The organism is Paraburkholderia silvatlantica (genome assembly GCF_003096715.1).
Lineage (GTDB): Bacteria > Pseudomonadota > Gammaproteobacteria > Burkholderiales > Burkholderiaceae > Paraburkholderia > Paraburkholderia silvatlantica.
This window is the reverse complement of record NZ_QEOL01000003.1, coordinates 273,385-292,655: the sequence shown is the minus strand read 5'-3', so window position 1 is coordinate 292,655 and position 19,271 is coordinate 273,385. Positions and strand designations below refer to the sequence as shown.

The following is a 19,271-nucleotide window of genomic DNA, read 5'->3' as shown; positions in this document are numbered from 1 at the left end:
GCGGCGCCAGCCGGACTTTTCCTGGGTACTGGAGATCAACCGCCCTTCTTCGAAGCGGCTTCCATTTGCTGCGCGGCCGCCTCAGGCGTCAGCGACAAACCGAACAGCGCTTGCGTCGTGTCTTTGTGCAGTTCGCCCAACGCCGGCGGCAGGGCCTGGTCGTACCAGAGCTGCACGCTCGGCGCCGCGGCGAGCAGTTGCTGCAGACGCTGCGTGAACGGATCGTCGATCTTGACGTTGTTGACCGGCGGGAGCTTGTGGTCATCCGACGCGCGCGCCTGCATCGCCTGGTCGTCGGTCAGCGCCTGGATCAGCTTGAACGCGGCGTCCGGCGTCTTGCACTCGGCCGAAATGCTCAGGAAGCCGTCGCCCACCGTGCCGATCAGGTCGCGCGGGTCGCCCTTGCCGCCCGGCACGCTCGGAAACGCGAAGAAGTCGAGATCCTTCGAGAACCCCGGATTTTCGTTCGCGATCGTCGAAGCTTCCCAGGCGCCCATCAGCTCCATCGCGGCCTTGCCCGAATACAGCAGACGGCGCGAAGCACCCGAGTCATAGTCGAGACCGTTGATGCCGGGCGCGAACGCGCCAGCCTTCACGAGCTCCTGGATACGCTTGCCGGCTTCGATGAACGCCGGATCTTCGAAGCCCTTGCCCTTTCCTGCGATGGCGTCGCTCACGACTTGCGGACCACCGATACGGTCGACGAGGTACATGTAGTACATCGAGCCCGTCCACTTGTTCTTGTTCGCGAGCGAGAACGCGGCCACGTTGTGCTGCTTCAGCACATCCACGACGTGCATCAGTTCATCCCACGTCTTCGGCGGCGTGATGCCGTACTTCTTGAATACTTCCTTGTTGTAGAAGATCACCGCGGCCGCCGCGTTTTCGGCAGCCACGCCGTAGGTCTTGCCGCCAAACGTCGTTACGCTCCACGACGACTGCATGAAGCGGTTGCGAAACGCCGGGTCCTTGTTCAGGTACGGCGTGAGGTCCACGATCTGACCGGATTTCACATATTCCTGCAGGCCGCCGCCGCCCCAGTTCTCGAACACGCACGGCGGCTGGTTCGCACCGAAAGCGACCTTCAGCTTCGTCTTGTAGGCCTCGTTCAGAACGTGCGAATTCTCGACCTTGTAGCCCGGATCGGCTTTTTCGAAGCGCTCCGAGGCGTCGCGGATGATCTTGCTGGAAGACGCATTGGTCTGCTGATCCCAAACCGTGATCGTCCTGGTGTCCGCCGCGACGGCGTTCGAAACGACGGCCGACAGTGAAAACGCCAGCGCGGTGGCGCCGACTATCGCCCGCGCCTTGGAGAAACCTGGGTACGCCATGTTTGTGTCCCCTCTTTAGGAATTTTGAGAGCTACCTGAGTTGTCTGTGGATTTAACGTTAGCCTTAACGTTAGTAGATGTTAAGCTGTGCTGCGAACTACGGCTATGCGGGATTTTCCTGGTGAGCCCCCGCCGGAGCTTGCGTCGTGCGCAAGGTCGGTATATGCGGCAAGGGTCGAACAAGCGCGCATCTGATAGAATAGCCGGCACATAAACGGTATCGCTAACGTGACGAGCGACCAATCCGCGGAGTAACCAGCGAGTCACGAGCGAGTCTTCGCAGACATGACCTCTCGTAAGCCCACACCACGCATGGCAAGGCAAACTCCCACGCTCGAGCACGTCGCGAAGCTGGCCGGGGTGTCGCAGATGACCGCGTCGCGCGCGCTCAACGGACGCCCGGGCGTGTCGCGCGAAACGCGCGACGAAGTGCTGAGAATCGCTTCGGACATCGGTTACGTCGTGAACCGCACCGCGCAGAAACTCTCGGGCGGCCGCAACGGCATCATCGGCATCATTACGCCCACGCTCGACACGCAGTTCTCGAGCGAACTGGTGCTCGGCGCAGGCCGCGCGGCGCGCGGCGCGGGCATGGAAATGCTCGTGTACACCGTGTTCGACGAAGACCGCCATACGCATCACGACCTGCTCGGGTTGATTCAACAGTTTTCGGACGGCATTCTCGCCATCCTGCCGCGCGAATCGCTCTGTCTCGAAGCGCTCGCCACGGCCAAAGTGCCAGTGGTGGTGGTCGATCAGCGCGGCACGCTTACGGGTTTTCCTTCGGTGTCGGTCGACAATTACGGCGGCGCCTGTCTCGCGGTCGAACATCTGGCGGAACTCGGCCACAAGCGCATTGCGTTCCTCGCCGGCGACGAAACCATCGAAGGGGTACGCGACCGCCAACGCGGCTATCGCGACACGCTTGCCAAGCTCGGCTTGCCGCGCGAAGACGCACTGGTTGCCGCGGGAGATCTTTCGCAAATGATGGCGTTCGACGTTACGTTCGACCTGCTCAACCTCGCCGATCCACCCACCGCGATTTTCACGGCCAACGACCAGAGCGCGTTTGGCGTGATCGCCGCAGTCAGGGAAGCGGGCCTGCGCGTGCCCGACGACATTTCCGTAATCGGGTTCGACGACATTCCCATGTCCGAGCAGTTTCATCCTGCCCTCACTACGATTCGCCAGCCGTTCCAGCAAATGGCGCGTTCGGCGGTCAATACGCTGCTCGCGCAGATCGCCGGCATCGACGCCGCTTCGCAGCGCATCACGCTGCCTGCCGAGCTGGTGGTGCGCGACTCGACCGGGCCGGTACGAGCGCGGCACCGCCGCTCGCGTCACCAGATCGTTTCGACGTAGGTCGAGGCGCGCACCTTCGCGTCGGACGTCACGAGCGCGCCGCCGTGCGTGCGGGCGGTCGCGACGATCAGCCTCTGATGCGAGGTGAGCGCGGGCGGCAGCGTCGCCGCCCGGAACGCAATTTCCGAATCGACCGGAATCAGGCGCACGCCATCCAGTTTCAGAAACGTCGACAGCCAGCTGCGCGCATCCATGGTGAGCCCGAGGCTGCCCGCCTTTACGAACTCCGCGATTTCCAGCGCGCTGATGGCCGAAATCAGGATCTCGCCGCCGGCGAGTTCACGGTCGATCGCATCGTGAGCTGCCTGACTCAGCGCTTTCTGCCTGCCGAGCCAGCACACGAGCGCAAGCGTGTCGAGCGTGATCATTACTCTTCCTGCCCGGCGGGAACGTGTGCAAGCGCGTGCTTGAGATTGACATGCGTGATCGAGGCCCGCAGCAACTCGAGCGGATTCTCCGTCTTGCTGCGATACGGCCGGATTTCAATGGTGGGTTGTCCCCGGTCCGTCACGACGACGGTTTCGCCCAGCGTTTCGACCTGACGAAACAACTCGCAGGCGCGGGACTTGAAAATGGCTTTGGATACTCGCTTTTCCATGACGCTCTCCACCCATCAAAATTCTATCGGATTTTTATTGCATCAGGTCGTTGCACACACAACCAAATTGTGCATCGCACCCCAATGGCTCTTTATCGGCGTTGCCCAACGGTCTGCTACCTGAATGACGCTCCTACGCCGGTAGATCCCGCTCGAACGGACTGCGGGTTTTTACCGGTAACTTCCTTCGCCCGAATACGCCCGGCAGCCCTTGCGCTTTCATATAATCGATCTGTCTGGTGATTACCCGTCAAGCAGCCCGAGCTATGATCGAGCGACCCGCGAGGCACGACAACAGGGTGTGTTGCTTGCCAGCGGCCAGGCGCGAGTGGCGGTGTACGCTTCGCTTGCCGATACGGACGCTGCCGCAGGAAAGCGGAGCGTGAGGGGAGATGATTGCTCTTGCTGCAGACCATCGATTAAACAGAAACATAATAACGTTACCCTTAACGTTAGATCATGTTAAGTTCCCCGTTTGAGCGCCGCCATGCGTGGTTTACCTGGGCTTGGTGAATTGACGCGGAGTCCGCGCAAACCCCACCGGAGCCCGGCGTGGCGAGGAAAGAGCGCCTGGCAAGCTGGCAACAGCGTAATGCAAAAAAGTACCGTTCCGGCTAACGTTAAATGTGCGGTAAGAAAAGTCGTAACGCCCATTCGCGACACTCGTAATCATCCCTGCCCCCATATCGTCACACTCGCTAATCCGGATCCTCCGGGAATGGCGGCTTCGACGAAGGCTCAACGTCGAAATGGACGATGAACGCATGCAGCGGCTCGCGCCGTCTCGCCTGGCGGTTGCGTTGCGGCCCGCGTTCACCGCCCGTCAGATCGCGCGTTTGAGCTGGTGTCGCGACCCGCCCGCCCGGCGCATTTGCGGTGGACGCGAAATCGTCCTTCGACCCCTTGTTCGCCATGGCACTCTTCCTCTACGCAAACCGGCACGTCAAACGACGGCTTGAACGTTCTCTCCCACCTGGGGGCGCTCGAACGCCACGGCGGCCCCCTTCGCATCGAACAGCGTGACCGCCGACGAGGCCACCTTGATGCCCACGCGTGCGCCCGGCTCGTATTGCGCGTCCTTCTTGTCGAGCTTGAGCGAGATGGCGTGCACCATGCCGTCGGGGCGCGCATGCAGGATCGAGACATCGCCCAGATGCTCGACCAGTTCCACGCGCGCGGCGATGCCTTCGTCCGCGAGTCCGATGCTCAGGTGTTCGGCGCGCACACCCAGGGTCAACTCGCCGTTGAGCGCGCGGTCCGGACGGCCTGGCAACGCTACGCGGTGGCTCGCACCCGCAAGCGCGAGGACGGTCTGCGCACCGTTTTGCGACACGACCGTGGCGCTGAGCATGTTCATTTGCGGCGAACCGATAAAACCGCCGACAAAGCGGTTCGCGGGCCGGTCGTACAGATCGAGCGGCGCGCCCCTCTGCTCGATGTTCCCTTTGTTGAACACCACGATCTGCTCGCCGAGCGTCATCGCCTCGACCTGATCGTGCGTGACGTAGATCATCGTCGTGCCGAGCTCGCGGTGCAGCTTCGCCAGTTCGATACGCATCTGCACGCGCAGCGCGGCATCGAGATTCGACAACGGCTCATCGAACAGAAACACGCGCGGCTTGCGCACGATCGCGCGGCCAATCGCAACGCGCTGCCGCTGGCCGCCCGAGAGCGCCTTGGGCTTGCGCTCGAGCAGGTGCGTGATCTGCAGGATTTCGGCGGCGCGGCCCACGATCTCGCGCACTTCTCGCTTCGATTTTCCCGAGAGCTTCAGCGAAAAGCCCATGTTCTCCGCAACCGTCATATGCGGGTAGAGCGCGTAGCTCTGGAACACCATCGACACGCCGCGATCCACAGGCTGCAGATCGTTCACGCGTACGCCGTCGATCAGAATGTCGCCGCCGCTCACTTCCTCGAGACCGGCGATCATGCGCAGCATGGTCGACTTCCCGCAACCCGACGGCCCGACGAATACCGTGAACTGTCCGTCGGGAATATGAAGATCGATGCCCTGAATGATCTGCGGACCTTCGCCATACGTCTTCACGACGTTGCGCAATACGAGTTCGCCCATTGTTACGTCCTCCCTGGTGCTCTTGCTTGCGATCCCGCGCGAGACAGGCGTTTCTTCCCAATTCGCGCGGGCGGTGCTGTCTGTGTGCCCGCGTTAGCGTGCGGCCTCTTCGGCAGCATGCTCCGCGATAACCTCGCCATACCAGTGCGCACTGTCCTTCAGCGTGCGCTGCTGGGTCTCGTAGTCGACGTACACCATGCCGAAGCGTTTGTCGTAACCGGACGCCCATTCGAAGTTGTCCAGCATGCTCCACGCGAAATAGCCAGCCACGTCCACACCCTGTTGTGCGGCTTCCGAGAGCGCAGCCAGGTGCAGATCGAGGAAGTGGATGCGGCCGGTGTCCTGCACGCGGCCGTTCTCGAGCACGTCCTTCGACGCGCAGCCGTTCTCGGTGATGAAAATCGGCGGCAGCCTGTACTCGGCATTGAGCTTCGTGAGCAGTTCGGTCAGGCCCTCCGGATAGATTTCCCAGTCCATGTCCGTGAAGCCGTGCACGCCCGGCGGACGCTTGTCGCCCGAAGCGCTAGCGAAGATGCGCGTGTAATAGTTGATACCGAGAAAGTCGAGCGGCGTGCCGATGATGTCGAAGTCGCCTTCTCGAATCACCTCTTGCGGGCCGTTCTCGCCATACCATTGCAGCGCTTCGGCCGGATATTCGCCCTTGAAGATGGGGTCCATGTACCAGCGCACGAACTTCGCATATTCGAGCGATGCGGCAGCGAGGTCTTCAGACGCGTCGGTCGCGCCGTGTGCCGGCGACTGGTTGAGCACGATGCCGAGCGGCGCCTTCACGCCATCGGCGCGCATGGCCTGAACGGCAAGGCCGTGCGAAAGCAGCAGATGATGCGCAACGTGCGCCGCCTTCTTCAGGTCGGCGTTGCCCGGCGCGAAGTAGCCCGTTGCATTGCCGAGCCATGCGGTACACCAGGGCTCGTTGTGCGTGGCGATCGACGCCACGCGGTCGCCCAGCACGCTGCCGATCTTGCGGGCGTAGTCGGCGAAACGATAAGCCGTGTCACGGCTTTCCCAGCCGTTCTGCTGCGTCTGCAACGCTTGCGGCAGGTCCCAGTGATACAACGTCGCGAACGGCTGGATGCCGCGCTCGAGCAAGCCGTCGACCAGACGCTCGTAGAACGCGAGGCCTTTTTCGTTATACGCGCCGCGACCATCGGGCTGCACGCGCGGCCATGCAATCGAAAAACGATAGGCATTGACGCCCATCTGCGCCATCAGATCGAGATCTTCCTCGAAGCGATGGTAGTGGTCGCAGGCCACATCGCCGCTCTCGCCTTTCACCACCTTGCCGGGCACGCGGCAGAACGTGTCCCAGATCGACTCGCCACGGCCGTCTTCGCGGGCTGCGCCTTCGATCTGATATGAACTGGTGGCCACGCCCCAGATGAAATTTTCCTTGAATCGAAACGTCGACATAACAATAGATATCCTGATTAGTGGCGTCCGCTTTTGTGTGAGCGGACATGATATGAATGAAGGGAAACTCAGGCCTTGACCGCGCCGGTCGTCAAACCGTCGATCAAGCGCCGCGAGGTGAACGCGAACAGCACCAGCAGCGGCACCACGGCGACCGCGGAGCCCGCCATCACCGCGCCCCAGTCCGAATTGGTCGGGCTTTGCAGAATGCGCAGCGCGAGGGGCAGCGTGTACATCGACGGCGAACGCAGTACCACGAGCGCGGATAGAAAGTTGTTCCAGGCCTGAATGAAGCTGATGAGCCCAAGCGTGCCCAGTGCCGGCCCCAGCAGCGGCAGCACGATGCTCCAGTAGATACGGAACTCACCGCAGCCATCGATGCGCGCCGCCTCGATCAGGTCGGACGGAATGGCCGATGCAATGTACTGGCGCATGAGGAACACGCCGAGCGCGGCAGCCGCGCCGGGCACATACAGTGCACGCGGCTGATTGATCCAGCCGAGCAGGTTCATCGTCATGAAGGTCGGAATCATGCTGAGGAACGGCGGCACCAGCATGGCCGTGAGCGCAACGGCAAAGAGCGTTTTCTTGAAGCGGAACTCGTACATCGCAAACGCATAACCGGCCATCGAGGTGACGAGCAGCGTCAGCACGGTCTGGATCGTCGCCGTGTAGAAGCTCCAGCCCAGATTGCGCCAGAACGGAATGTGGCGCATGAGCGACGCCATGTTGTCGAGAAACGCATTGCCGAACCACAGCGGCGGCGGCATCGAGAAAATCTCGGAACTCGTGTGCGTGGCGAAGACGAACATGAACCAGAACGGGGAGAACATCAGCACCGCACCCGCCAGCACGACGGCATAACCCGTATAACGCGCCTTGTTTTTCGACAGTTTCATCGCTGAGCCTCTTCTTTCATGCCGCTGCGGTGGAAAATGCGCGTGTTGAGCCACATCAGCGCGGAAATCGTGATAAAGAGCAGCCACGCAATCGAACTGGCCGTGCCGAAGTCGCCGTCGTGGAATGCCGTGCGATACATGTAGACGGCCGTCGTCAGGCCGGACTGGCTGGTGCCCATGCCTTCGTTCGGCAGCAGGATGAAAGGCTCTTCGAACAGTTGCAGGCCGCCGATGATCGAAAGCGTGACCGCGAAGAAGATCATCGGCTTGAGAAGCGGAATCGTGATGCGCGTGAACTGTTGCCAGCCGTTGGCGCCGTCGATGCGCGCCGCTTCGTAAATGTCCTTCGGAATGGTCTGCAGCGCGGACAGATAAAGCACCGTATTCCAGCCCACATAGCGCCAGAAGACAACGACGGAAACCGCCGGCTTCACATTCGCAGGGTTATACAGCCACTCGATCGGTTTCGAAGGCACGATCCAGTGCAGCCCCGGAATGTTGCCGATTTCGGCAATGGCGAGGTTGATCATGCCGAACTCGGTCGAATACAGCGACGAAAAAATCAGCGCGATCGCCACGCTCGAGGTGATGAAGGGCAGAAAATACAGCCCGACGACGAAATTACGCCAGCGGCGAAATGCAGTTTGCAGAAAGAACGCAAGCGGCAGCGCAATGAGGTGCTGCGGCACGCCGGACATGACCGCCATCGAAGCCGTGTTGTAGAGCGACTTCCAGTACCACGGGTCAGTCAGCGTGAACGTGAAGTTCGACAGACCCACCCACTTCATGCTCGCCAGTCCCGCCGTCGCGTCCCAGCTCTGGAACGAGAGATACAGCGAAAACAGCAGCGGAAAGGCCAGGAACACGGCGAACAGCAGGAAAAACGGCGCGAGAAACAGGTATGGCGCGACCTTGACCGGATTGAGCCGCGGTTTTCCACGAGCGTGGGCGAGCGGCGCGAGCGGATCGCGCACGAGCCCTTCCACGGAGACCTGTTCAGTTGTGGGCAGAGGAGAGTTCATCGATAATTCCGTCCATTCGGGCGTGGCCGGCCGGGGCGGCCGGCCACGCTGTTGCAGCGGGCTTCAAGGCGCGGCAGTGCATGCCGCGCCGTTTCATCGGAACCGTTTAACGGCGGACACGATGCGTGATCTCAGCCTGTGCTTCCTGCAGCGCCTCGTGGATGTCCTCGTTGCTGTCGACCACCTTGTCGAGCGCCGAGTGAACCGCCTCTTCGGCAACCTGGTCATACTTGCTGCGCTGGATCGCCGGGATATGCGCGGCGGCGTCACGCCAGATCAGGCGAGCCTTCTCGTTGCCGAGGAACGCCACGGGCTGCGCGAAGAAGTCGTCGTGCTGCGCGGAAAGCAGCGCGGGGAACGCGTCGATCGAGCGGAACGAAGCGAGCTGCTCGTCCGTGCGCGTCGTCAGGAACTTGATGAATTCCCACGACAGCTGCTTTTGCGTGGCCTTCACCGGAATCGACCAGAACGTGCCGCCGAACGATGCATAAGCGCCGCCGGGCAGATTCGTGGCGCGCCACAGGCCCTTCGTATCCGGTGCGATCCACGACGAGAGGTGGCCGCCGAGCCATGCGCCCATCATTTGCGTGGCGACCGTGCCGCGCTTGAAGCTTTCGGCCCATTCGTTCGACCATGGCGTGATCTTCGCGTCGAGACCGAGATCACGCGCCTTCTTCGCCAGCTCGAATGCCTTCACGAAACGCGGCGAGGTCACGACCGGATTGCCCGCCTTGTCGAAGTACACGCCGTCGCCTTCTTTCAGGTCGGCGCGGATATAGATGTCTTCGATATCGCGCGACGACGCCATCAGGTACGCGCCCGTCGCCTTCTTGATCTTCTGCCCGGCCGCGAGATACGAGTCCCACGACCTGGTCAGATCGGCTTCGGTCACACCTGCCTTGTCGAGAATGTCCTTGCGATAGAACAGCGTGCCCGGACCGATATCGCCCGGCATGCCGACGATCTGCCCGTCCTGCGTGGTGGCCTGCGCGAACGTGTAGTTGATGAACTGGCTCTTGTACTGACCGGCGTTATAAGGCGGCTTCGCCAGGTTTTCGAGACCGCCACCCGCGGCGAAGCGGCCAATAAAGCCGACTTCGACGGCCATCACGTCGGGCAGGTCCGAGCTCGTTGCGAGCGCGGTGGTCATGGCGTTATGGTGATCGCCGATCGCAAGCGACGACACCTTGATGTCGACGTCCGGATGCAGCTTCTTCCATGCCGGAATCGCGTCCTTGATTTCCTGGTCGAGCTTCGGAAACACCGCGACGCTCAGCGTGGTGTTGGCATGCGCAGCCATGGTAGCCAGGCTCAGCAAAACGGCCGCGGCGGTGCCTGAAAAACGGAATTTCATTACATGTCTCCTGATGAAACGTTTACGAGTGACGTTCAAATGCTCCCCTGCTGCTACGAACTACTTCCCCTGTTGTATTGATTCGCACTGCACTACGCCCTGCCGCGCCCCGTTGCCTGAAAGCGCTTTCACCGCAAAACCAAAAAAAGCCCGATCTGGACGCGAACCTTATGCATCCGTGTTGCCCGGCCTCACCGACGGCCCGATGCGACGCGTCGTCTCGCGCGTCACCAGCGTGAGCGGAATGGGGCTCAGCGCGACAGGTTGCTTGCGGATCATCTGCACGATGCCTTGCGCGGCGAGACGTCCGATTTCATAGGTCGGCTGGCGCACCGTCGTCAGAGGCGGCGTCATGTACGAAGAAGTCGGCAGATCGTCGAAACCGACCAGCGAGACATCCTCGGGCACGCGTACGCCGCGGCGGAACATCGCAAGGCGTGCGCCGTACGCCGTCTGGTCGTTCGCGCAGAACACCGCGCTCAACGACGGCCGGCGCACCAACAGCCGCTCCATGGCCGCGAGCCCGCCTGTTTCGAGGTAGTCGCCCTGCTCGACCAGATCGGCGTCGAAACCGATACCCGCGTCCTCCAGTGCGATGCGGTAACCGTCGAGACGCTCGATCGCGTCCTCGTGACTGTCCGGGCCGGCGATGAACGCGATCTCGCGGTGGCCCTGCTCGATCAGATGACGGGTCGCGTCGCGTGCGCCCTGCAGGTTGTCGATCGGCAAGCCCGCCAGCGCCGTGCCGTTTTGCACTGAGCGCCCAAGCACCAGCATGGGCGCGTAGCGCGAATATTCAGTGAGCGTCGGTTCGTCGAGTTGTGCATGCAACAGAATGATGCCGTCCACGCGGCGCGCGATGAATTCCTCGAGGCGCGCTTTTTCGTCGACGACATTCCAGCGGCTGCTCACGAAAATCGGCGTGAAGCCCGGCTCGGAAAGCGCCTCCTCGATACCGCGCAGCCACTCGGCGTAAAACGGGCTCGACACGGCCTGCGTCAGGACGCCGATGGTTTCGGTGCGGCCACTCGCAAGGCTGCGCGCCAACACGTTCGGACGATAGTTGAACCGCGCGATCGCCTCTTCCACCGCGCGCTGCTTTTCGGGGAGAACACGCGCGGTGCCGTTCAGGATGCGCGACACCGTGCTCGGAGACACCCCGGCTGCGCGCGCGATTTCTTCCAGCGTCACGTTGGGACCCGGAGTGGGTCCGCTCTGGACACGAGGCGCGCCGGGTGCTTCGTTGGTGCCATCGGTCATGAGTTCCGCCTGGACATTTTCATGAAAGCGCTTTCAAACACTAAAAAAACGCTTCCAGATACGAATTCGAAGTGACTAACAGAGAACTGCAAAAAGAACCACAGAAAAAGCAGCCGGTGCGACCAGGGTGGAGGAGAGATCGCACCGGCCTCTCTATGCAAGAGAATTAAGCAGTACCTAACACAAAGAGATCACAACAACTACAGGTCAAACGAAGTCAGATCAGAACATGTGCATGATGCCCGCGAACACGCCGGTCTGGCTGTGGCCATAGTTCGGGTTGTCGTTCGACGACGTGCCCGTCGCCGCATCGAAGTTGTTGTTGCCGTACGAACCGTTGCCGAGGTTGATGTTCGACGTCGAGCTGTTGTGGACGTAGCCGGCTTCCGCATACAGGAACGTGCGCTTCGACAGGTTGTACGTCGTGCCGAGCGTGAACAGCGTGGCGTTGCCGTTGCCGTTGTTTGCGTTCGCGTGGAACACGGCAGCCGTGATCGCCGAAGCGTCGTTCACCTGCCAGCCAGCGCCGATCCACTCGTGGTTCACCGAGGTGGGTGCGCTCACGCCAGCCGGCTGCGACGCGTCGGTCACGCCCATGCTTGCGTTGGTGGCGTCCGGTGCGCTCAAGTGCTGGTACCCGGCATAGAGCTTGACGGGACCGATCACGTACGTGCCGCCAACAAGAATCGAGCGCGACGCCGAATAAACGTTGTTGAACGAGCCGTTTGCACCGCGGACTTCGTCATAAATCACGCGGAAATCGCCGCTGCCCCACGTGTAGATACCTTCGACCGCGTTCGTACGGCCCTGGCCGGTCGGCACGCCCTGCGCGTTGACCGGCGCCGAGTTCCAGCTCGTGTTGTTGGTCAGCGAATACTGGCCCTTGAACACGAGGCCGCCGAAAAGCGTAGGCGAATCGTATTCGGCGCCGTTGCTCGTGCTCGCCCAGTTACGGCCGCGCACGAGCGTCGAGATGGCGTAACGCTGCATCAGCTGCGGGTCCGCGCCCCAGCTGTCCTGCGAGAGTTCGCCGGCGCCGAGGTTACCCATCTTGAACAGACCGAAGCGGTCGTTGGAGAAGCCCACCGTGGCATGACGGCCAAACAGGTTGCCCGCCGAAGCGCCCGTCATCGTATTGAGCTGACCTTCCAGCTGGAACACCGCTTTCGTGCCGCCGCCGAGATCTTCCGAACCCAGCAGGCCGAACCAGGAGCACCCCCAGTCGCCGCTCTGTGCCGAGAACCTGCTACCGCCCGGCAGGCCGGTTTCGTACTGCACGCCGTTGTCGATACGGCCATACAGGGTGACGCTGCTCTGCGCGTGCGCCATCGTCGTCGCAGCTGCCATCACCGACAATGCAATAAGCTTCTTTTTCATTAGATATCCTATATATATTTTGGCGTCTCCAAACCGCGCAGGTTGCGTGCGCTCTACACGTTCCCTACCAGGCTGCCTCACTGAAATGTTCCAGATCACATTTCGAGGCGATTATAGGGACGCCCCTGCGCCGTGTACCGAACCGGCGGGCCAGGGAAAACTCTGTTACCGATAACAGTTGCACGCAGTGCGGCCCAGGAGTAGGCCCCTGCCTTGTGACCATTCCGTTATGGTCACAAAGCTCGCAACTCCGTTTGCGGTCGTGAGGGAAAATATGCTCAGCGAGGGAAATGCACCGAACAACCGCGCTACAGCGGCCAAATCGCGCTTGACAGCGCTTTCAAACGCGCTGGCGTGATGTTGTGAAGTTGCAACGACAACACGAAAATTTTTTGCCCGTTGTGTGTGCTGCGTCGCCGTTCTGCTGACAGCGCTGTCACCAGCAGGCCCGGGCAATAGCGACTATCATCGAGGTATACCCTGCCGGGCAACGAGTCGAGATTCTCCGGTAAGCACATTCAGCGCAGGACTTTGAATCCGTTCCGCGGGCTTTCCGGCTCCAGACCATCGCGCCACGCAAGACGTCGCGCCTCGACTCCCGCTGTTCCCCGCCACGTCGCGCGCGCGACGTCCCGTCCGAACGCAATGCACCAGCACGCACCAGCCCAACTTTTGCCGGGCGACGGCAGCGCCGTTCCAGACCCGGCCGGCAACACCCTCGACGCGCCGTCTCGGTGACTACTACGCCGCGCACCGCGCGGGCCGGTTTGCCCTCTGACTTCCGCGGCCCTGCATTGAAGCAGGACCGGAAGACTTGCTGCCGGTTTTGACCGGCACTTTTGCCACACTGCAAGGAGGTATCGTGAAAGCCGTCATCACTTCCACGCTCGTATTGCTGATGTCCGGCGCCATGGTGCCGGCCGTTCAGGCTCAAACCGGCTCGGGCGCAAGCGATTCGCAACTCGCGCACAGCGTCCGGGTCGCTTTCGCGCGCAATGGCGTCAACACTTCTCATGTATTTGTCTTTGCCCGGGGAGGCGCCGTCACGCTGCTCGGATGGGTAGACGCGCACGAACAGGTCGCGCTGGCCGAGCGCACCGCGGCTTCGGTCGAAGGCGTGCAATCGGTGGACAGTTGGCTTGCGCGCGGACGCTGAGGCCAATGAGATCGAATGAAATGCCGCGCGCGGACGGCGCCTGCCTCGTCCGCGCGCCGTTCTTTATTTATCGATCGCGCTGCGCAACGACATGTTTGATCCGTTTGATCCAGCCGCCGCGCCCGTAGTCGGTCTGCTGCAGAAACACGGCAATCACTATGATCAGACCTTTGAGGACCAACTGGGTATTGCTGTCGATATCGTTGAGCAACAGAATGTTGCCGAGGAAACCGAATATGAGCACGCCCGCCACCGTGCCCGATATCCGCCCGACGCCTCCGGCCAGACTCGTCCCGCCAATCACGACGGCGGCAATTGCATCGAGTTCCCAGCCGGTTCCGGCATCGGCCTTTCCCTGGCGGTACTGCGCCGCATAGAGCACGCCGACCAGCGCCGAAAGCAGACCGGAAATGGCATAGGCCATCATCTTGTAGCGGTTGACGTCGAGCCCTGAAACCACGGCACATTTCTCGTTTCCGCCTATCGCATACAGATATTTGCCGAACACCGTGCGATTCATCACGAAGCTGAATACGAGCGCGATCACGAGAAAGAAAAGCGCAGGCACGGGAATCAGATTGAACAGCAGTGCCCGCAAATTTTCGATATCGGCAGTCGCGTTCGTTCCGCTGTAAATCGAATAGACGGCGGTGTCCTGCCCCGCAATCAGCCGCGCGGCGCCGAGCACGCCGACCATCGCCGCGAGCGTGACGATGAACGGCTGCATGCGCCCGCGCGTGATGATCCACCCGTTGATGCTGCCCACGGTGAAGCCCGCGAGCGGTACGATCCAGAGCACGCCTGCAAGCGGCATGCGGTGCGCCGCGTGCAACACGATATACAGGCACGCCAGCGCCGCGCACAGCAGCGCAATGCCGCCGCGCACCGCGCGCGCGGCGCCCGTATGCATGCCGTGCAAACGCTGCTGTCTGCGCCAGGCGCCCGACACGATGAACACGATCGAGAACACGGCAATCGTGCTGAGCACGAGCGAGGCGTAGGTCGCCCGGTTCCAGCCCTCCGTGGTGAGCAGCATGGCGGTCAGCACGCTGCCCAGCCCCATGATCGCCCCGACGGAAAGATCGATGCCCGCGGTGATGATCACGAGCGTCATGCCGATCGACATCACGCCGACGTTGGCAACCTCGCGGAACACGTCGGAGATATTGGCGCTGGAGAGAAAGATGTTGCCGCCATCGGTCGAGTGAGGCGAAGTGAATGCGCCCACCACGAGCAACAGGATCAGCCCCAGGTAGTACTTCAGGTGCGTCATGAGCGTGCTGAGTTGACGCCTGCGCGTTGGCGCATCCGGCTCCGCGACATGGTCCTGCACGTGCAGCATGGTCAGCCCCCAGTCAGTGTCGATTCACGGCGAAGCGAGATTGATCAGCAGGTCGCCGGAAAAATCGCTGCGCGGCACGATCTGTTTGGCGCGCCCTTCGCACAGCACGAGAATGCGGTCGCACAGCAAAGTCAATTCGTCGATTTCCGAGCTGGCGATCAGCACCGTCACGCCCGAGCGAGCCGCGTCGAGTATCTGCCGGTAAATCTCCGCTTTGGCGGCGACGTCCACGCCACGCGTCGGCTCGTCGAGCAGGAGGATGCGCGGCCTCGTCATCAGCCATTTGCCGATGATGAGCTTTTGCTGATTGCCGCCCGACAGGCTATTGGCGCTTTGCGCGAGGCTGCGATGCTTGACCCGCGAGACGCGCGCCTGCTCGGCGGCCCAGCTGCACAGCCTGCGCCGCCGGTAGAACGGAAAGCCGGGCACGCGCGGCAACGACGGCAGCACGAAATTCGCTTCCAGCGACTGGTCGAGCACGAGGCCATCCTTCTTGCGGTCTTCGGTCACGAAGGCAAGACCCGCTTCCGCGGCCTCGTTCGGATGCCTGAACGAACGCCGCTGCCCCGCAATCGCAATGCCCCCCTCCTTTCGGTAGGCCGAGATCCCGTAGATAGCTTCGAGCACTTCGGTCTTGCCCGCGCCGAGCAGGCCCGACAGGCCGAACACTTCGCCCTCGTGCACCGCAAACGATACGTCGCGCACCATCGCGCGAGCCGGCCCCCACAGCGAGAGATTGCGCACTTCCACACTCGTGCTGCGAGCGCGCGGCGCCTCGTCCGCGCCGCGCTCGGGCGGCGCGAAGTCCTTACCGATCATCATCGAGACGAGCGCGGTCGACGACTCCACCTGCGCGACCGGCAGCGTCGAGATGCGCCGGCCGTCGCGCAGCACGGTCACGCGGTCGGCCACGGCGAAGACTTCGCCCAGCCGGTGGCTGATCAACACGATGCCCATGCCGCGTTCGCGCAGTTGCCGCGTGAGCGTGAGGAGCGCGTGCGTCTCCGCGTCGGAGAGCGCCGAGGTCGGCTCGTCCATGATCAGCACCCGTGCTTCGGCCACCAGCGACTTGGCAATTTCCACCAGTTGCTTTTCGCCCACCCGCAGCGCCCCGACCAGCTTGTCGGGGTTCGCGCGAAAGCCCAGTTGGCCAAGTACGCTGCGCGCCGCCGTGCGCATGGCGCGCCGGTCGGGAAAGCCCCAGCGCGTGCGCGGTTCCTTGCCGAGGAATATGTTGTCGACCGCGGAGAGCGTGTCGACAAGGTTCAGCTCCTGGTGAATGACCGCGATCCCTGCGTCGATTGCGTCGTTGACGCTCGCGAGGCGCGTGGGCACGCCTCGCACGCGTATCGTGCCGCTGTCCGGCGTATACAGCCCGCCCAGCATCTTCATCAGGCTCGATTTGCCCGCGCCGTTCTCGCCGACGAGCGCATGCACCTCGCCCGGCACGACATCGAAGTCTACGCTCGATAACACGGCGCTGCCGTTGAACGAAATCGACAGGCCTGCCGCCTCGATGAGCGGCACGGTGGCAGTGGCATTCATTCAGGAGTGGCTAGCAATATACGCTTTGGCGTTGCCGGCAAAAATGCCCTGGGTCGGCAACGTGACCTTCTTCGGGATCTTTTCGCCGCGGAGCAGCTTGAGCGCCTGGCGTATGCCTTCGGCGCCGGGCGTGGGGTACATGAACGTGCCGGCAAGCAGGCCTTGCGAGACCCAGGTGGCCCCCTCCTGCGGCAGGCCGTCGATGCCCACGAACTTGATGCTCTTGTCGCGCCCCGCATCCTTGGCCGCGAGATAGGCGCCATAGGCCATGGGATCGTTGTGCCCGTAGACGACATCGATTTTCGGATTCACCCGCAACACGGTCTTCATATACTCGTAGGCCTTGTCCTGCTTCCAGTCGCAGTCCACGCGTTCGCCCACGAGTTTGATGGCCGGCTCCTTGCCGATCACGCTCACCGCGCCGTCGTGACGGTCGTGCGCCGGCTGCGCGCCGAAGCCGCCCCAAACCTCGACCAGATTGCCCTGTGCGTGACCCGGTCCGCCCATCAACTTGACGATGAACGCGCCGGCTTCGCGGCCGATCTGCACGTTGTCGCCGCCAATGAACTGCGTATAGGATTCGCCATTCACCTCGCGATCGAGCACGAACACGGGAATACCCGCCTTATAGGCTTTTTCCACCACGCCGGTCAGCCCCGCCGACTCCTTGGGCGAAATGAAGATCGCATCCATCTTCTGGGCAATGAAATTCTCCATGTCGGCATTCTGCTTGTCGGTACGGTCACCCGCGTCGGCAATGATCAGATCGACCTCGGGATGCTTCGCGGCCTCGGCTTTCATGTCCTTGTTGAACTGCACGCGCCAGGGCTCGACCGTGGTCACCTGCGAGAAGCCGAAGCGGTATTTCTTTTGCTGCCCGAACGCGGGCGCGCTGAGCGTCCCGAGAAGACCCGCTGCGCCGGCAAGCGGCGCGGCGACCAGTCCCGCAATCAGAATGCGTCGTTGACTGTCCATTGCCCTGTCTCCTTTGTTGTCTGAACCGGGCGGCACGTGCGGCCAGCCTCGGGTACCGCAAAAATAGAACGTTATAGCGGCCGCGCGGCGGCGGCGCGTGCCGCTTCGCCCCATTCGCCATTCCGCACCGGGCCAGTGCTATCGCGCACGCGCAAGTCGGCACGCATGCGCAGATGCACGATCTCCGGGCTCTCGCCCTGCAACTGTTTGTGCAGGAGATGCCAGATGCCGCGGGCAATCGCCTCAGCAGGCTGACGAATCGAGCTGATGCCGGGACGCAGCACCGACATCCACGGTGCGTCGTCGAAGGAAAGCAGAGAAATGTCGTCCGGCAGTTGCAGGCCCGCGTCGCGGATCGCCCGCAGCGCGCCGAGCGTCGCGACATTCGCGCCGGTGAAGAGCGCCGTGGGGCGCTCGCGCGCGGCGAGCACGCCGAGCGTCGTTGCATGGCTTTCGGTATCGCTCATGCCACACACCACGACGTTGGCGTGCTGCGCCAGCCCGGCGCGCTGCATCGCATCCTGGTAGCCCTGGGCACGTTCGCGGCTGTTCACGAGGTCGAGCGCGTTGACGATGAACGTGATGCGGCGGTGGCCGAGCGCGATCAGATGCGCGGTGCCGTCCATCGCCGCGCGATGACTGTCGGTCGTGACCGTGTTGGCGGGAAAACTGTTGTCCACGCGATCGGCCATCACGAGCGGCACGTCGCACTCGCGCAGTTCGCTGATCGCATGCTCGTAGCCGTGGCATGGAATGATGATCATGCCCGCCACCTGGCGCGAGAGGACGAAGCGGATGCGCTCCGCTTCGCGCTCCGGGTCCTCCTGGGCGTGCGCGAGGATGAGCCGGTAACCCGATTCGAGTGCGTGGTCTTCGAGTGCGCAGACCAGTTCGATGAAGAACGAATTGGTCAGGTCGGGCACGACAAATCCAATCGACGTGGAGCGGCAACTGCGTAATTCGGCGGCCAGACTGTTGCGCCGGTAGCCGAGCTTGCGGGCCGCCTCCCAGACCTGCCGCTGGCGCGCTTCGCTCACGCTTGCGGCACCTGCGAGCACCTTCGACGCGGTGCCCAGCGAGACGCCCGCCGCATTCGCGACGTCCTTCAGCGTACTGGCACTCTTCTTGCGGTCGTCCATGCTGGTCTGTCCGCCCGACGTGATGTACTTGAGGTTATCTGCCCGAACTGAAACGTTTCATAGAGTAGGAAATGGATCTTGAGGCTTCAAGGGAGGGTTTTTCCGGGTCGCGGGCCCTAGCGGTAATTCACGAAGTTGATGATGTCGTTGAGGAACCACGGAAGAATCAGTTGCGTGTCGGGGTCGCTTACGCCCACGGTGAGTCTCGGCGGCTTCGAGGTGGATGAACCGGGCTTCGCGCCATCGGGGGTGTGCAGCATGTAGGTGTTGGTGTCGGCAACGGGCGGCGGCGAAGCACAGCCGGTAACGAATATGGCAAGGAACGCTGCGCAGCACGTTCGCTTCATGATAGGCAATCTCCAGCCACGTGATGTCGAGAAGCCCAAGCGTACCATTGGCCCTGCCG

18 protein-coding genes are annotated in these 19,271 nt (G+C 62.4%); 2 read left to right on the top strand and 16 right to left on the bottom strand.

Annotated elements, in window-relative coordinates; translation table 11 throughout:
- Positions 1–35: 35 nt before the first annotated feature.
- On the bottom strand, positions 36–1,331 hold the full coding sequence (locus C7411_RS05755; protein ID WP_110383695.1) for an extracellular solute-binding protein: 1,296 nt from the start codon (positions 1,329–1,331) through the stop codon (positions 36–38).
- A gap of 312 nt (positions 1,332–1,643) precedes the next feature.
- Here C7411_RS05755 and C7411_RS05750 point away from each other — a divergent pair, with 312 nt between their 5' ends.
- Positions 1,644–2,693, top strand: a complete 1,050-nt coding sequence (locus C7411_RS05750; RefSeq protein WP_110383696.1) for a LacI family DNA-binding transcriptional regulator — start codon at positions 1,644–1,646, stop codon at positions 2,691–2,693.
- Here C7411_RS05750 and C7411_RS05745 read toward each other — a convergent pair.
- From C7411_RS05745 to C7411_RS05700, 10 genes are all read right to left on the bottom strand, one after another.
- Positions 2,672–3,061 carry a type II toxin-antitoxin system VapC family toxin gene (locus C7411_RS05745; protein WP_042267575.1) on the bottom strand — a complete coding sequence of 130 codons (390 nt, stop codon included), beginning with the start codon at positions 3,059–3,061 and terminating at the stop codon, positions 2,672–2,674. The genes C7411_RS05750 and C7411_RS05745 overlap by 22 nt on opposite strands.
- A complete protein-coding gene (locus tag C7411_RS05740) occupies positions 3,061–3,291 on the bottom strand; it encodes a type II toxin-antitoxin system Phd/YefM family antitoxin (protein WP_110383697.1) in 231 nt (76 codons plus the stop codon). The genes C7411_RS05745 and C7411_RS05740 overlap by 1 nt, the downstream gene beginning before the upstream one ends.
- 698 nt (positions 3,292–3,989) lie before the next feature.
- Positions 3,990–4,205 carry a hypothetical protein gene (locus C7411_RS05735; protein ID WP_110383698.1) on the bottom strand — a complete coding sequence of 72 codons (216 nt, stop codon included), beginning with the start codon at positions 4,203–4,205 and terminating at the stop codon, positions 3,990–3,992.
- Between the two features lie 29 nt (positions 4,206–4,234).
- Positions 4,235–5,365, bottom strand: a complete 1,131-nt coding sequence (locus tag C7411_RS05730; protein ID WP_110383699.1) for an ABC transporter ATP-binding protein — start codon at positions 5,363–5,365, stop codon at positions 4,235–4,237.
- 93 nt (positions 5,366–5,458) lie between these two features.
- Complete coding sequence (locus tag C7411_RS05725) at positions 5,459–6,796, bottom strand: GH1 family beta-glucosidase (RefSeq protein WP_110383700.1); 1,338 nt, start codon at positions 6,794–6,796, stop codon at positions 5,459–5,461.
- Between the two features lie 68 nt (positions 6,797–6,864).
- Entirely contained in the window at positions 6,865–7,695 is an 831-nt protein-coding gene (locus C7411_RS05720; protein WP_028204698.1) for a carbohydrate ABC transporter permease, read from the bottom strand.
- The gene (locus C7411_RS05715) at positions 7,692–8,717 is read right to left on the bottom strand and encodes a carbohydrate ABC transporter permease (RefSeq protein WP_110383701.1); all 1,026 of its coding nucleotides are present in this window, start codon (positions 8,715–8,717) and stop codon (positions 7,692–7,694) included. The genes C7411_RS05720 and C7411_RS05715 overlap by 4 nt, the downstream gene beginning before the upstream one ends.
- 106 nt (positions 8,718–8,823) lie before the next feature.
- On the bottom strand, positions 8,824–10,071 hold the full coding sequence (locus C7411_RS05710) for an ABC transporter substrate-binding protein (RefSeq protein WP_110383702.1): 1,248 nt from the start codon (positions 10,069–10,071) through the stop codon (positions 8,824–8,826).
- Between the two features lie 168 nt (positions 10,072–10,239).
- Positions 10,240–11,331, bottom strand: coding sequence for a LacI family DNA-binding transcriptional regulator (locus C7411_RS05705; protein WP_110383703.1), 1,092 nt, complete (start codon positions 11,329–11,331; stop codon positions 10,240–10,242).
- A 222-nt stretch (positions 11,332–11,553) separates the two neighbouring features.
- On the bottom strand, positions 11,554–12,708 hold the full coding sequence (locus tag C7411_RS05700; RefSeq protein ID WP_110383704.1) for a porin: 1,155 nt from the start codon (positions 12,706–12,708) through the stop codon (positions 11,554–11,556).
- An 862-nt stretch (positions 12,709–13,570) separates the two neighbouring features.
- Here C7411_RS05700 and C7411_RS05695 point away from each other — a divergent pair.
- On the top strand, positions 13,571–13,864 hold the full coding sequence (locus C7411_RS05695; RefSeq protein WP_110383705.1) for a BON domain-containing protein: 294 nt from the start codon (positions 13,571–13,573) through the stop codon (positions 13,862–13,864).
- Between the two features lie 67 nt (positions 13,865–13,931).
- On the opposite strand, the gene C7411_RS05690 is transcribed toward C7411_RS05695, so the two are convergent.
- The 5 genes from C7411_RS05690 to C7411_RS05670 form a co-directional block, all read right to left on the bottom strand.
- Positions 13,932–15,206 carry an ABC transporter permease gene (locus tag C7411_RS05690; RefSeq protein ID WP_110383706.1) on the bottom strand — a complete coding sequence of 425 codons (1,275 nt, stop codon included), beginning with the start codon at positions 15,204–15,206 and terminating at the stop codon, positions 13,932–13,934.
- A gap of 24 nt (positions 15,207–15,230) precedes the next feature.
- Positions 15,231–16,751 (bottom strand): sugar ABC transporter ATP-binding protein, encoded by a 1,521-nt coding sequence (locus tag C7411_RS05685; protein WP_110383707.1) that lies wholly within the window; start codon positions 16,749–16,751, stop codon positions 15,231–15,233.
- Positions 16,752–17,726, bottom strand: coding sequence for a substrate-binding domain-containing protein (locus C7411_RS05680; RefSeq protein ID WP_110383708.1), 975 nt, complete (start codon positions 17,724–17,726; stop codon positions 16,752–16,754).
- Between the two features lie 71 nt (positions 17,727–17,797).
- Positions 17,798–18,865 carry a LacI family DNA-binding transcriptional regulator gene (locus C7411_RS05675; protein WP_110383709.1) on the bottom strand — a complete coding sequence of 356 codons (1,068 nt, stop codon included), beginning with the start codon at positions 18,863–18,865 and terminating at the stop codon, positions 17,798–17,800.
- Between the two features lie 116 nt (positions 18,866–18,981).
- Positions 18,982–19,212 (bottom strand): hypothetical protein, encoded by a 231-nt coding sequence (locus C7411_RS05670; protein WP_110383710.1) that lies wholly within the window; start codon positions 19,210–19,212, stop codon positions 18,982–18,984.
- Positions 19,213–19,271 lie beyond the last annotated feature (59 nt).